General features: G+C 70.9%; 12 protein-coding genes. 7 read left to right on the top strand and 5 right to left on the bottom strand.

The genetic code is table 11. The annotated features are described in order from the left end of the window. Positions 1-109: 109 nt before the first annotated feature. Positions 110-280, top strand: a complete 171-nt coding sequence (locus tag ACFYY7_RS21690; RefSeq protein WP_388663601.1) for a hypothetical protein — start codon at positions 110-112, stop codon at positions 278-280. Positions 281-286: 6 nt separating this feature from the next. Continuing rightward, positions 287-439, top strand: a complete 153-nt coding sequence (locus tag ACFYY7_RS21685) for a hypothetical protein (RefSeq protein ID WP_388663599.1) — start codon at positions 287-289, stop codon at positions 437-439. A 76-nt stretch (positions 440-515) separates the two neighbouring features. Here the strand turns inward: ACFYY7_RS21685 and ACFYY7_RS21680 are convergent, their stop codons facing one another. Together ACFYY7_RS21680 and ACFYY7_RS21675 are read right to left on the bottom strand one after the other, a co-directional pair. Continuing rightward, the gene (locus ACFYY7_RS21680; protein ID WP_388663597.1) at positions 516-2,636 is read right to left on the bottom strand and encodes a LamG domain-containing protein; all 2,121 of its coding nucleotides are present in this window, start codon (positions 2,634-2,636) and stop codon (positions 516-518) included. 370 nt (positions 2,637-3,006) lie between these two features. Continuing rightward, the gene (locus ACFYY7_RS21675) at positions 3,007-3,669 is read right to left on the bottom strand and encodes a TetR/AcrR family transcriptional regulator (protein WP_388663595.1); all 663 of its coding nucleotides are present in this window, start codon (positions 3,667-3,669) and stop codon (positions 3,007-3,009) included. Positions 3,670-3,752: 83 nt separating this feature from the next. Here ACFYY7_RS21675 and ACFYY7_RS21670 point away from each other — a divergent pair, with 83 nt between their 5' ends. Next, positions 3,753-4,694: a zinc-binding dehydrogenase gene (locus tag ACFYY7_RS21670; RefSeq protein WP_388663593.1), complete on the top strand. Its 942-nt coding sequence runs from the start codon at positions 3,753-3,755 to the stop codon at positions 4,692-4,694. Then, positions 4,691-6,232, top strand: coding sequence for an MFS transporter (locus tag ACFYY7_RS21665; RefSeq protein WP_388663591.1), 1,542 nt, complete (start codon positions 4,691-4,693; stop codon positions 6,230-6,232). The genes ACFYY7_RS21670 and ACFYY7_RS21665 overlap by 4 nt, the downstream gene beginning before the upstream one ends. A 127-nt stretch (positions 6,233-6,359) precedes the next feature. On the opposite strand, the gene ACFYY7_RS21660 is transcribed toward ACFYY7_RS21665, so the two are convergent. Then, on the bottom strand, positions 6,360-6,911 hold the full coding sequence (locus tag ACFYY7_RS21660) for a fumarylacetoacetate hydrolase family protein (RefSeq protein WP_388663590.1): 552 nt from the start codon (positions 6,909-6,911) through the stop codon (positions 6,360-6,362). Then, a complete protein-coding gene (locus ACFYY7_RS21655; RefSeq protein ID WP_388663588.1) occupies positions 6,908-7,135 on the bottom strand; it encodes a hypothetical protein in 228 nt (75 codons plus the stop codon). Before ACFYY7_RS21655 ends, ACFYY7_RS21660 begins: the two co-directional genes overlap by 4 nt. Before the next feature lie 673 nt (positions 7,136-7,808). Here ACFYY7_RS21655 and ACFYY7_RS21650 point away from each other — a divergent pair. The 3 genes from ACFYY7_RS21650 (at position 7,809) to ACFYY7_RS21640 (ending at position 11,553) form a co-directional block, all read left to right on the top strand. Next, the gene (locus tag ACFYY7_RS21650; protein ID WP_388663586.1) at positions 7,809-9,221 is read left to right on the top strand and encodes a family 2B encapsulin nanocompartment shell protein; all 1,413 of its coding nucleotides are present in this window, start codon (positions 7,809-7,811) and stop codon (positions 9,219-9,221) included. Between the two features lie 130 nt (positions 9,222-9,351). Beyond that, complete coding sequence (locus tag ACFYY7_RS21645; protein ID WP_388663584.1) at positions 9,352-10,656, top strand: family 2 encapsulin nanocompartment cargo protein terpene cyclase; 1,305 nt, start codon at positions 9,352-9,354, stop codon at positions 10,654-10,656. 15 nt (positions 10,657-10,671) lie between these two features. Beyond that, positions 10,672-11,553: a geranyl diphosphate 2-C-methyltransferase gene (locus ACFYY7_RS21640; protein ID WP_388663583.1), complete on the top strand. Its 882-nt coding sequence runs from the start codon at positions 10,672-10,674 to the stop codon at positions 11,551-11,553. 63 nt (positions 11,554-11,616) lie between these two features. Here ACFYY7_RS21640 and ACFYY7_RS21635 read toward each other — a convergent pair whose 3' ends face one another. Beyond that, positions 11,617-13,845, bottom strand: coding sequence for a PQQ-binding-like beta-propeller repeat protein (locus ACFYY7_RS21635; RefSeq protein ID WP_388663582.1), 2,229 nt, complete (start codon positions 13,843-13,845; stop codon positions 11,617-11,619). Positions 13,846-14,150: the final 305 nt, after the last annotated feature.

Here is a 14,150-nt window from a genome sequence, read left to right as displayed (position 1 = left end):
TCAGAGCCCGTAGCCCCGACCACTGGAGGCTTCCAGGGCCCTGGAGGACGGCCGAGCAATGTGATCCTGCACCCGCAGCGCGGCGCGGTGGTCGTGGATCTGGGCGCACGTGCTGGAGAGCGGTGAGGAACGCACAGCGATCACCGTGGCGGGAATGGTGATCGGCACGCCGGGCTACCTGTCGCCCGAGCAGGTGGTGGGCGATCGCCCGGACATCCGGTCCGACATCCTCACCCTCGGCCTGCTCTTCTGGGAGCGCCTGATGGGGCGTTCGCCATAGGAGAACGTGGACCCGGACGTCCTGCCGGTCTCGGACGAGTTGCGGGCGGTGATCCGCAAGTGCACGGCGCGCAGTCCCGAGGACCGGTATCGGACACCGGATCAGCTCCTGGCGGGCCTCGACGCGATGGCCCAGGCACGGGAGACGGGCTCGGCCTGACCACGCCCCCCGGCGCGGTCAGGCCCTCCCCGGCCCGTTCGGGATCGAGAACCCCCGGGGGCTGCTTCCGCGGGCCTCAGTAGAGGTAGGCGAACGACTTCACCTGGGACGCGGTGAGGGCTCCGCTGAAGACACGGACGGTGTCCGCCCCACCGTGGAAGTACTCGCCCCAGCCGCTGTCAGCGGTGTGGCCGCGACCGATCTGGAGCGGGCCCGGGGCGTTCCAGGAGGCGTTGAACTCCGTGCCGGCCACGGCCTCGCCGTCGACGTACAGGGTGATGTGCCCCTCGGAGTCGTCGTACACGACGACCACTTCGTCGGAGAACGAGGTGGGAGCGCCGGGTCCGGCGACAACGGTCTCGGCGGCGCCCGGTCCGCTGCCGTCGGTGACGATCAGCTGCCACTGGGACTCGGCCGGGTCGTAGCGGACCTTGAAGGCGTCGCTGTCGGCGTCGCCCTGCGACAGTACGGTCATCGGCCGGTCGGGGGTGGTGTCCGCGAAGCGGACCCGCAGGCCGGCGCTGAAGCTGTCGGCGGTGTCGACGACGGGGCCGCTGGTGGCGGCGTAGTCGTCCGTACCGTCCAGGGCCAGGTGGTCGTTGCCGTCGAGGGCGTCCGCCGGGAAGTCGACGCAGTCGGGGTCTTCGAGGCAGCCCTCGATGTCGGGGGTGTAGAAGCCGGCGCCGCCGTGCAGGGTGAGCGGCTTGTCGCCGTCCCGGCCGGGGATCACGCCGTCATCGGTCCGCTCGATGTCCCAGGCGGCAGCCAGTTCGGCGGGGCGGGACCCCAGTCGCTCGATCTCCTCGCGGGGCACGACCCGGTCCCAGACGCGGACGTCGCCGATCTCGCCGTTCCAGCGCGCACCGGAGTCGCCGCGGGCGCGGCCGATCTGGAAGGCGCCGGGGGCGGCAACCGGGGCGACGCCGGTCTCGGAGTCGACTTCCTTGCCGTTCACGTAGAGACGCAGCGTCTTGTCCTCGGTGTCGTACAGGCCGGTCAGGTGGGCCCAGCCGCCGACCGAGGCGCTGCCGCCGGTGAGGGTGGTGGCGCCGTAGCGGAACGCCCAGGTGGCGGAGGAGTCCGAGGCCGGGCGCAGGCCGAGGGTGAAGGCGGAGGTGCCGTCGGCGGCGTCCTGGCCGGCCACCGTCATCGCAGTGCCGGTGGCGGAGGGGCGGACCCAGGCGGAGAGGGCAAAGGTCTTGGTGGTGTCCGTCGCGGGGGCGTCCGGGGTGAGGTAGCTGTTGCCCCGGCCGTCGAGGCTGACGGTGGAGGTGAGATCGGTGCGGGACGGAGCGGGGGCGCCGAAGCGGACACCGCTCCCGGCGCGGGCCGCGGGACCCGCCTCGGCAGCGGCGTGGTCCGCTCCTGCCGGGTCGGCGAGCTTCCAGTGGGCGACGGGTGCGCGGCCCTCGGCGACGCGCATCCAGTAGGTCGTCTCGGAGCTGGACCGTCCGGCCCGGTCCACGGCACGGACCTGCATGTAGTAGGGCCCGCCGGATTCCGGCATCCACCGGATGGTGGCCGGTCCGCCCGGCTCCTCGGGCCGGACCCGCTTCGGTGTGGAGCCGAGAACGGTGTAGACGTACTCGACGACGTCCTGGGACGGGGAGTCGAAGGTGAAGCTGCCGTAGACGCCGACGCCGTCGTGCCAGCCGCTCTCGTCGTCCGGGTACTGCTCCGAGGCAACCGTCGCGGGCTCGGGGCCGACCGTGTCGATGATGAACCGGCAGGTGATGCCGGGGGTTTCGTCGCTCCAGGCGGAGGTCGCGGCCTCGTCGTCGACGGCCCGGACGTGCCAGGAGATGACGGTGTCGGCCGGGAGGTCGGCGGGGGTCCGCCACAGCTGGGTGATGGGCGAGTTCACGATGCCGGAGGTGTGGGTGCGGCGCTGCTGGGCTCCGTCGGCGTCGGTCCACCACGCCTCGAACTCGGCGCCGGCCCCGTTCGTCTCCCACTCCTCGTTGTCCTCCGTCGTGTCCTCGACGACGGCCCGGAGTTCGGGTGCGCGGGGGACGTAGACGGGCTCGTCGGAGCAGGCCTTGGTGGAGTCGACGGTGAGGGTGTCGATGCCCGGCTGAAGCGGAGGAAGGTTTTCCCCGGCTGCCGTGGCGATGCCCGGGGTGGCGGCGAGCAGCACGGCTGCCAGCCCCGTGGCCGCGGCGGCGGTTCTGGCGCGCCGACCGAAATACGTTCTCATGCGGTTGGGTCCCCCCTGTTTCGGTTGTCCGGTCCTGCGCGGGACGGGTTCGCAGCGTTCGGCTCGCGCAGGGGGCTACGCGGAGACCAGCAGCCGTCATGCTCGCCGTCGGTCTCGGGCTGCATGACTCTAGAGCGCTCTTCGAACGCATTCAAAACGATTTCCGGAACCGGCGGAATCGTGACGTCACCGAGCCGCAACAGGCCTGGTCCCGCGCCTCGTTGCGCGTCGTTGTGCGCCTCGTTGCGCGCGTGCTTGTGCGCCTCGTTGCGCGAGTCGAGACCCCCGTCCCGGCCGTTGCGGTCCGATGCGGAACACCCTCCGCGCCTGCCCGCAGCCGCACTTCGGAGCTGCTCGCCGGACAGGCCCCCTACGAGTCCGTGGGCGGGTCGCTCCACCGCTGGCTGAGCAGGTCCGTCCGCGGCGGTTCGCCCGGAAGTTGCGGGGCGCCGCGCCGCAGCCCGTCGACGGCGATGGCGATCATCCGGTGGCGGGCCGACCGGGCCTCGTCGAGCTGGTCGTCGCGCCCCTGCGCGTCGAGCTGCTCGACCAGGCCCGGCTGGCCGAGCTGTTCGATGAGCAGGTCGAGGTCCACGTCGGTGACATCGGCACGGAGCACCTGCGCCGCGTGCGCCCTGCGGACCAGCCGCGAGCGGAGCTCGTCGGACCGGGTGAACGCCGAGGCCATTTCGTCGTTCACCTCGATGGTGCCTGCCAGGGACCCGAGCGACCCGCCGCCGAAGTCGAGGGCCCGGGTGATGTAGTGGACGAGGCCGTCCCAGGGGTCGTCCATCGCGAGTGCGTTCTCGGCCGCTTCGATGCGCTGGCGCAACGCGAGTACGCAGAGGTACTGGAAGAACTCCCGCTTGGTCCGGTAGCGCCGGTAGACCGTCGCCATCCCGACACCTGCCTTGGCGGCGATGCTCGCCACCGACGCGCGCGCCCCGTCCGCCGCGAGGACGTGCTTGGCCGCGGCGAGCAGGGCTCGATCGTTGCGGGCCGCTTCATCCTGGCGTGCTGCTCTGCGTGGCATGGAGCCATCGTAAACGTTTGCGGATAGGTCCACTCCGTTATACGTTTCAAACGGATAGGACCTATCCGTTTCAAGGAGGCAGGATGCGTGCAGTAGTGGTGCGGTCGTTCGGAGGGCCGGAGGTTCTGGTCGCCGAGGACACCCTCGATCCCGAGCCGGGCCCCGGAGACGCCCTGGTCGATGTGACGTTCGCCTGCGTGACTTTCGTGGAGACCCAGATACGCGCCGGGCTCTTCGGCAGCCGCCCGTTGCCCTGGATTCCCGGCAACGGCGTCGGCGGAACGGTCGTGGCGGTCGGCGCAGGTGTGAATGGCTCCTGGGTCGGCCGGAGCGTGGTGGCGACGACCGGTGGATCGGGCGGCTACGCGGGCCGGGCCCTGGTCCAGGGCCGGGACCTGGTGGGCGTCCCCGACGGTATGGAACTCGCCGACGCCGTCGCGCTGTTGGCCGACGGCCGGACCGCGACCCTGCTCAGGGATGCCGCCGGGGAGACCGCCGGCCGGCGCGTGCTCGTGCTCGCCGCCGGCGGCGGTGTGGGCAGCCTGCTGGTCCAGTCCACGGTCCGGGACGCGGCCGAGGTGGTCGGCGCCGCCGGTGGCGGGCCCAAGGAAGCGCTGATCGGTTCTCTCGGTGCCACGTACGCGGACTACCGCCGTGCGGGATGGGAGCAGCGGGTCGGCCCGGTCGACGTGCTCTTCGACGGCGTGGGCGGAGACGCCGGGACAGCCGCCACGACGCTGGTCCGCCCCGGCGGCCGGGTCCTGCGCTACGGCTTCGCCGGCGGCGCGGACTCCGAACCTTCCGCGGAGCGGCTCGAAGCCCTTGGCGTGAGCGTGTCCGTACTGGCCGGCGCACCTGCCCCGGAACGGAACCTGGTGCTGATCCGGCGGGCGCTCGATCTCGCCGTCGCCGGAGCCTGGCGTCCGCTGGTCGGGCAGGTCGTGCCCCTGGAGAGCGCGTCCGAGGCTCACGCGCGCATCGAGTCGCGCAGGACGTTCGGCAAGACACTGCTGGACGCTCGATGACCCCTGACACAACGACCGGTCAGCGGGCCGGTGCACGGGCGTGGGCGGCCTTGGCCGTACTGGGGGTGCCCGCCGTACTGGTCATGATGAACATGTCGGTGCTGAATCTCGCGCTGCCGTCCATCGGTGCCTCCTTGGAACCGGGCAGCGCCCAGTTGTTGTGGATCGCCGACAGCTACGGATTCGCCGTCGCCGGCCTCCTCGTCACGATGGGAGCGCTCGGGGACCGGTTCGGGCACCGCCGGATACTCCTGGGCGGAGCCGCCGCCTTCACCTGCGCTTCGCTGCTGGCGGCGTTCTCGCACGGTCCGGGCATGCTGATCGCCGCGCGGGTCGCCCAAGGCATCGCGGCGGCGGCTTTGGCACCGTCCTCGCTGGCGGTGATACGACGGCTGTTCACCGACCCGCGGCAGCGGACGCTCGCCATCACGATCTGGATGCTGGCGTTCCTGACGGGGGGTGCGATCGGGCCGCTGCTCGGCGGGCTCGTGCTCCAGCACTTCTGGTGGGGCGCGGTCTTCCTGCTCTCCGTACCGGCGATGCTGGTGCTGGTGATCACCGGCCCGGCCCTGTTGCCGCGCGACCACGGGTCCGGCGCCGGAAGGATCGATGCCCTCAGTGTCGCGGCCGGTCTCGCCTGTCCGGTGCTACTGGTGGCGGGGGTCAAGATCCTCGCTGCCGACGGCGGGAGCCCGCAGGCCTGGGGTTGTGCCGCGGTGGGCGCAGCGGCCGGTGTCCTGTTCTGGAAGCGGCAGCGGATTCTCGCGGACCCGCTGATCGACACAGCCTTGTTCCGCTCACCCGGCTTCACTGTCACGGTGACCGGAATGCTCCTGGTCGGCATGGTCCTGTTCGGCACCAGCCTGCTGTCCGCGCAGTACCTGCAGCTGGTCCTCGGTCACGATCCGCTCACCGCCGGTCTGTGGACCCTGCCGTCGGCCGTCGTCGGTACGGCGGCCGCTCTGCTCGCCACCGGTCTCGCCGCACGGTGGCGGCCCCTGACCGTCATGGCGCTCGGGACGACGACGGCGCTGGCCGGTCCTCTGCTCCTCGGCCGGGCCGATCACGAACCGTGGTTCGTCGTCGGTGGGTCCGTCCTGCTCTTCGCCGGTCTGACGCCCTACCTCGCCCTGGGAACCGGCATCGTGCTCGACGCCGCCCCTGCGGAACAGGCCGGCGCGGCCTCGGCGATCTCCGAGACCGGCGGTGAACTCGGGGGCGCACTCGGCATCGCCCTCCTGGGAAGCATCTCGGCGGCCGCCTACCGCGCCGACCTCACCGACCGCCTCCCACCCGGCCTCGCACCCGACGCGGCGAGCCGCACCCTCGCCGGCACACTCGACCGGGCGGCGAAGCTCCCGCCCGCGGACAACGCCACGCTGACCGAAGCGGCCACGACCGCCTTCACCCACAGCATCCACGTCCACGCCGGGGCCGTGGCCACCATCGTCGCCCTTCTCGCGTGCGCGACCTGGCTCATGCGCGCGAGGCTCAAGCGCGCCGGGCTCGCGCGGCGCCCCGCAACGACCCACTCGTGAGGTCGGCTTCCGCATACCCGTTTCCCGGCAAGGAGATTCGCCCTTGCTCGTCGAGCCCTGCTTCGATGTCCTCCGGCGGCAGCGCGGTGGCCGCGGCCCGGAACCGGGCACGGCCGCGACGGTCCGGTCAGTGGGTGATGGTGTTGCAGAGTTCACCGATTCCTCTGATGCCGACGGTGAGTTGGCTGCCGTCGTGGAGTCGGCCGGTGCCGGTCGCGGCGGGGGTTCCCGTGGTGATCAGGTCGCCGGGCATCAGTGTGGTGCGGGTGCTGGTGCGTGCGACGAGGGTGGCGACGTCGAAGAGCAGATCAGAGGTGTTGGCCTTCTGCCTCGGGTGGCCGTCGAGGGTCGCGGTCAGAGTGAGACCGCGGGCGCCGGGCGGCAGTTCGTCGGGGGTGACGAGCTGGGGGCCCATGACGACGACGGACGCCCGGCCGGGCACGGCGGCGGTGTTGACGATGGTGTAGCCGGCGATGCTCCGCAGGGCTTTGGTCACGGGGACGTGAGAGGTCTCCCGCCCGATCACGACTCCGAGTTCGACTCCCCATCGGATGTCCGGTGCGGGAGCGAGGCGGATGGTTTCCCGGTCGCCGACGACACGGTCGACGGGGGTGGTCGGCAGCCGGGGTGCCGGTGGCTGCGGGGTGTTCAGTTCCTTGGCGCGGGTCGCGTGGTTCACGTGCACCTGGGTGAAGGTGACGAGCCGGGTGGTGAGCGGCCCGGTGTACGCCGGGGCGTGGTGCGGGTGAGGACTTCGCCGGGGGCGGCGGCGCGGTCCTGCCACGCCTCGCCGGTGGTGACGAGGGTGCCGACGTCGGGGAAGGGCAGGAGGGTGAGGCGGGTCCTGTCCACGCGGGCGGCGGCGGTGCGGGTGCTGGTGATGCGCAAGGTGGTCAGTCTCATCGGTGGGCTCTCTCCCTGCACGGACTCATCGGCGGGCTCCATCAGTGCACGGGCAGAAGGAGGCGGAAGGTGCATCCGGCTGCGGGTCGGGGGTCGAGTTCCATGCGGCCCTGGTGGGCCTCGGCGATCGCTGCGGCGATCGCAAGGCCCCAGCCCGCTGGCCACATGCAGCAGTTGCCCGTCCTCGTCTGCTCCTACGGCTTGAGACACCTGCGTCTCCTTCTCCTCGTACGTCCCGGACCAGCCGGCGAGAAGGAACGCAATCAACCGCACATGAGGACGCCGTGAGAATCACGGGTGGATTGCAGGAGTACTCAGGCGTTCGCAAGGTGAACGTCAGAGGAGGAACCCGAGGCCGTCGCCGACGCCCTTGGCATACGGCACTCCTGCCGCCCTGGACCCGTCGGTCCCACACCGCATGAGCCGAACCGGCCACTCGCCGGGACGCGCCGCCGATCGCGGCTGGATCTCGCTGACACTCGGACAAACATCACGCGGGCACGATCATCGTATCGAGTTAATGTCGGCAACTTTCCTTGGTCCGGAGGGCGAAGCGGCCATTAGTGTCCCTGTGGACCTGGACGGATTCCCGTTCACATACCCCTTTTCCCTCTTGTTGCCCCACGGCGTCCGCATACGTACATCAACGCCCTCACCAAGGAGAGCTCTCCCGATGACCACTGATTCGAGCCCGGAAGCACAACTGGAGCTGCCCCGGCAATCCAGCCTGGGCACGGCGGCTGCCCGCAACCTCGCCACCACGACCAAATCCGCCCCGCAGATGCAGGAGATCACCTCTCGCTGGCTGCTGCGGATGCTCCCGTGGGTGGAGGCCCGGGGTGGGGCCTACCGGGTGAACCGTCGCCTGGCCTACACCGTCGGCGACGGGAGCGTGGACTTCGTCCAGGACGGCTCCGACGTCAGGGTGATCCCCCGTGAACTCGGTGAACTGGCTCTGCTGCGCGGCTTCGACGACGTGGAGGTACTGACGGCCATCGCCGATCGGTGCGTCCAACGCGACTTCCGGGCCGGCGAGACACTGGTCGAGCGCGGGACGCCCGCGGACAGGCTCCACCTGATCGCCCACGGCCGCATCAGGCAGTCCTCCGTGGGAAGTTACGGCGACGAGGTCGCCCTGGACGTACTCGCCGACGGCGACCGGTTCGGAGAGAACGTCCTCCTGGACGGGGACGCCCGGTGGGAGCAGACCGCCACCGCCGAGACCTCGGGCACACTGCTCACGCTGTCACGCGCCGACTTCGCGGCCGTGCTGTCCACGGCGCCGAGCCTCCGGGAGCACCTCGAAGCGTTCTCATCGCTCTCCCGCCGGCGGCAGAACCATCGCGGTGAGGCGGAGATCGCGATGTCGGCCGGCCACACCGGCGAGCACGAGTTGCCCGGCGCGTTCGTCGATTACGAACTCGATCCCCGCGAGTACGAACTCTCGGTCGCCCAGACCGTTCTGCGGATCCACACCAGGGTCGCCGACCTCTACAACGGGCCGATGAACCAGACCCAGGAGCAACTCAGGCTCACCATCGAGGCGTTGCGCGAGCGCCAGGAGCACGAGCTGATCAACAACCGGGAGTTCGGCCTGCTCCACAACGCCGATTTCAAGCAGCGCATCCAGACGCACTCCGGCCCGCCGACCCCGGACGACATGGACGAACTGCTCTGTCGGCGCCGCGGTTCCAAGTTCTTCCTCGCGCACCCCCGGACCATCGCGGCGATCGGGCGTGAGTTCAACTCGCGTGGGATCTATCCGGACCACGTCGACCTCGGCGGCCAGCAGGTCCCGGCCTGGCGCGGGGTCCCGATCCTCCCGTGCAACAAGATCCCCGTCACACCGGAGAAGACCAGCTCGATCCTTGTCATGCGTACCGGCGAGGAGAACCAGGGCGTCATCGGTCTGCACCAGACCGGGCTGCCGGACGAGTACGAACCGGGTCTGTCGGTCCGCTTCATGGGCATCGACGAGACGGCCATCATGTCCTACCTCGTCAGTACCTACTACTCCGCCGCGATCCTCGTGCCGGACGCGGTCGGCGTGCTGGAGAACGTGCAGATCGCCCGCTGGCCCAAGTAGCGGCCCCGGTCCGAAGGGCCTGGTGCGACACCCCGGGCGCCCCGGGGAGGCCGCGCATGCCCGAAGGGCCTCGCGACAGCCGCCCACCCCCGTCTTCGGGACAGCCGCCCACCCCACCGAGGAGCCATGGATGCCCACGCCTGAGCTGCCACCACCACAGTCGAGCCTGCCCGAGGCCGCCTCCCGCTTCGGGGCGTACGTACTCGCCGCCGCCCGCGCCTGTGATGTCAAGGCCGCCACCGGCGGCCCGCCGTCCACGCCTTCCCTGCCCGCCCCACCTGCGACTTCCGCGCCCGCCCCGCCTCCTCCCGGCACCCCCGCAGCCGACGTGCCGGCACCGAGCGCCGGCCTGGAACAGATCCTGCGCGGCCCCAGCGGCCTGGGCACGGCGGGCCTGCGCCTGAGCCTGCGGGAGGAACCGCCGACGGCTTCGGCCCCGCCGGCACATACGACGGAAGGCACGCCGGTCCCGGGCCTCTACCACCACCCGGTGCCCGAGCCCGACCCGGTGCGGGTCGAGGAGGTCAGCCGAAGGATCAAGTCCTGGGCACTGGACGAGGTCTCCCTGTATCCCGAGGACTGGGAGGAGCAGTTCGACGGATTCTCCGTGGGCCGCTACATGGTCGGCTGTCATCCGGACGCGCCCACCGTCGACCACCTGATGGTCGCCACACGCTTGATGGTGGCCGAGAACGCGGTGGACGACTGCTACTGCGAGGACCACGGGGGCTCGCCCATCGGCCTCGGCGAACGCCTTCTGCTGGCGCACACCGCCCTCGACCCCCTGCACACGACGCAGGAGTACCAGCCGCAATGGGCCGAGTCCCTCCACGCGGACGCGCCCCGGCGCGCCTACCGCTCCGCCATGGATTACTTCGTCCGAGCGGCGAGCCCGTCCCAGGCGGACCGGCTCCGGCACGACATGGCCCGGCTTCACATGGGGTACCTCGCCGAAGCGGCCTGGGCCCAGCTGGACCACGTCCCGGAGGTATGGGAGTACCTGGCGATGCGCCAGTTCAACAACTTCCGTCCCTGCCCCACCATCACCGACACCGTCGGCGGCTACGAACTGCCGGCGGACCTGCACGCCCAGCCCGCCATGCAGAGGGTCATCGCCCTCGCGGGAAACGCGACGACCATCGTGAACGACCTCTACTCGTACACCAAGGAACTCGCTGCTCCCGGCCGGCACCTGAACCTGCCCGTCGTGATCGCCGAACGTGAGGGCCTCTCCGACCGGGACGCCTATCTGAAGTCGGTCGAGGTCCACAACGACCTCATGCACGACTTCGAGGCCGAAGCCGCCACCCTGGCCGCCGCCTGCCCCGCCCCGAATGTGCAGCGCTTCCTGCGGGGCGTGGCCGCGTGGGTCGACGGCAACCACAACTGGCACCAGTCCAACACCTATCGCTACAGCCTGCCCGACTTCTGGTAAGAGAATGGATTCATCGTGACCAACACCGAACTCACCGCCGCCCCCGCCTCCCTGCGCATTCCCCGCCCGGCGACGCCCTACCAGAGCGACATCGCCCGCTACTGGGACGGCGAGGCCAGGCCCGTGAACCTGCGTCTCGGCGATGTCGACGGCCTCTACCACCACCACTACGGCATCGGTGAAGTCGACCGCTCCGCACTCGGCGACGCCGAGGACAGCGAGAGCGAGAAGAAGCTGATCGCCGAACTGCACCGGCTGGAGTCGGCGCAGGCGGAGTTCCTCCTGGGGCACCTCGGCGGCATCGGGCGTGACGACACCCTGGTGGACGCCGGCTGTGGCCGCGGCGGCTCGATGGTGATGGCGCACCAGCGCTTCGGATGCAAGGTCGAAGGCGTCACGCTGTCGGCCAAGCAAGCCGACTTCGCCAACAACCGTGCCCGTGAACTCCGCCTCCAGGACCACGTCCGCGCCCGCGTCTGCAACATGCTCGCCATGCCCTTCGAGACCGGGTCGGCTGCGGCTTCCTGGAACAACGAGTCGAGCATGTACGTCGATCTGCACGACCTCTTCGCCGAGCATTCCCGCGTCCTCGCGGTCGGCGGCCGCTACGTGACCATCACCGGCTGCTGGAACCCGCGGTACGGCCAGCCCTCGAAGTGGGTCTCGCAGATCAACGCGCACTTCGAGTGCAACATCCACTCGCGCCGGGAGTACCTGCGCGCCATGGCCGACAATCGCCTCGTGCCGCAGGCCGTCGTCGACCTCACCCCCGACACCCTGCCCTACTGGGAGCTGAGGGCCACGTCTTCGCTGGTCACGGGGATCGAGGACGCGTTCATCAACTCCTACAGGGACGGGTCCTTCCAGTACCTGCTCATCGCGGCCGACCGCGTCTGACCTCCTGCTGACCGGGAGGGCCCGCCCCGACGGAACGGGCCCTCCCCCGGAACCCCGCCGGGGTCAGCCCGACTTCGGCGGCTTCTGCGTGTCGAAGGCGAAGAGGGTGTTATCGGCCGCGGCCACGACCACCGCACGCCCCACGACGGTCACGCGCGGGCTCGCGCCCACCTCACCCGTCAGACCATCGGCCTGCGGATCGGTTGTCCACAGCGGCTTGCCGTCGGACGGTGCCAGCGCGACCACCCGGCCGGTGGCCGAGCTGAAATACAGCGCGCGGTCTCCCGCCACGGGACCCGACGCGCCCTCCACGCCTGTCTGCCGGGACCACTTCTTCCGGCCGGTCGCGGGGTCGAGCGCCGTGATGAGACCGGTCTGGCCGCTCACGTAGAGGGTGCCGTCCGCCATGCCGGGCGTCCCCGAGTACGTCTTGGCCAGCCGGGAGTACGTGACCTTCCGCGAGGCCGGGTCGACCTGCGCCACCCCGTCGTAGCCGGCCAGTTCCCATCCCTCCATGTGCTCCTGAAGGAGTACGAGCCTGCCGTTGGCGACGCCCATCGGCACGGCGGGACCGTTGACCGCGATGGGCCTGCCCAGGGTCCCCGAGGCGCGGTCGACCGTGTACAGGGTGGAGTGGCGCACCGCCAGGCCATCAACCTCCGCGTCCGTCGCACACATCGCGAGGAGCTGCGGACCCACCGGGACGGGAGCGCACTGTGTGCCCGCGGGGAACGGCGTCTGCCAGCTGACCTTACCGCTGTGCGCGTCCCGGGCCTCGAAGCGGGAGTTGGAGGCGTCGACCGTCACAACGGCGGAGCCGACCACAACGGCGTCCTGGGTCCGGCCCGTGACGGCCTGCGACTGGGCACCGGACGGCACGGACCACAGCTCCCGGCCGCTGTCCGCGTCGATGGCCACCACCTCGTCGCGAGGGCCTTGCGGGGCGCCCTGGGCGGCGAAGCGGTAACCGAGCACCGTGTCGTCGGTGGCGCCCACCATGTGCATGCCCTGGACGGGGACGCCCGGACTCTTCACCGTCCACGCCCGCGAGCCGTCCGAGGCCCTGATACGGGTCGCGACCACGCCTCCGCCCCCGCAGAACACCGCGTCGCCGCGCGCGACGCAACGCAGTTCGTCGGGGGTGTCCTCGCTGCCGCCCCGCACAGTCGTGCGCCACGGCGCGAAGCCGTCCGGAAGCGGGGCACCCGGCGTCGCAACGCTGTTGTCCGTGTCGCCGCCGTTCCCCCCGAAGCCGCCTGCCTGCAGGGCGGCGACTCCCCCGCCGATCGCCGTCACCGCGACCGCGGCCGCGAGCACGGGACGCCATCGGCGACGGATACGGCGGCCGATGGTGCCGGTGCTCCCCGTGCCGGGACCGGCCGGGGCGGTGGCCGGTGCCGGGGTGGCCGGCGTCGCGAAGTGATGCTGGGTGATCATGTCGCGGGTGCGGCCCGTGCCGCTCCCTTGCGCATCGGTCCCGCCGAGGTCGGCCGGCAGGTCCCGCAGGAGCACCAGGAGTTCGTCCGCCGAGGGACGCCCCTCGGCGTCCTTGGCCAGGCACGACTCGACGACCGCGCGCAAGGCCGCCGGAACGGCGTCCAGCGACGGCTCCTCGTGCACCACCTGGTACGCCGTCATGTACGGGCTGTCCGCGTCGAAGGGCCCGCGGCCCGTCGCCGCGTACACCAGCAGCGTGCCCAGCGAGAAGACGTCGGACCGCGGCCCCACATCACGCGGCGCCTGCAGCTGCTCCGGCGACATGAAGGGCGGCGTACCGATGACCCGCCCTGTCATCGTCAGCGTCTGCTGGTCCGCGGCGCGCGAGATACCGAAGTCGATGACGCGCGGGCCCTCGGGGGAGAGCACGACGTTCGAAGGCTTCAGGTCACGGTGGACGACCCCCACCCGGTGGATGTCGCGCAGCGCCTCCGCCAGCCCGATGCCGAGCCTCCGCAGCTCCGCTCCGTTCAGCGGGCCTTCCGCCGCGATGCGCTGGGCGAGCGTGGGCCCCTCGATGTAGGTCGTCGCCATCCACGGCTGCTCGGCCTCAGGGGCGGCGTCGACCACGGCGGCGGTGAACGCGCCGCTCACCCGCCTCGCCGCAGCCACCTCCTGCCGGAAACGGATACGGAACTCGTCGTCCCCCGCGAACTGCTGATGGATCAGTTTGATCGCGACAGGCCGACCCGAGCTCGTGCGGGCCAGAAAGACCGTGCCCATGCCACCCGAGCCGAGGCGCGCCTCAAGCGGATAACCGCCGATCTCGGCCGGGTCACCTCCCCGCAGCGACACTCTTCCCTGCCTCCCGTCCCCCGTGCGGCTCTGCCGCGACGGGCCTGCGTATCCGTACTGCACACAAACTAGCCGCAGGGCAGTACGGCAGGGCAAAGCGGGTGACGTAGAGGGCGCCCGGGGGCGCTCCCGTGTCGTGGGACACCGTACGGTGCGGGCCACCTCCGCACCAAATGGGTCAGAGTCATCGAAATCTTATGAAACTTACCCAAGCGCCCGGTTCGGGGCAGCTTTGACGCCGTCCTGACCATCACCGTCAAGAACTCGGGAAAAGACCGGCACGTGGCGCCAAGAACGCGCCAGCA

Source organism: Streptomyces sp. NPDC001933 (assembly GCF_042890955.1).
In the GTDB taxonomy this organism is placed as follows: Bacteria; Actinomycetota; Actinomycetes; order Streptomycetales; family Streptomycetaceae; genus Streptomyces.
Note: the sequence above shows the minus strand (reverse complement) of the source record. Positions and strands in the feature narration are given on the sequence as shown.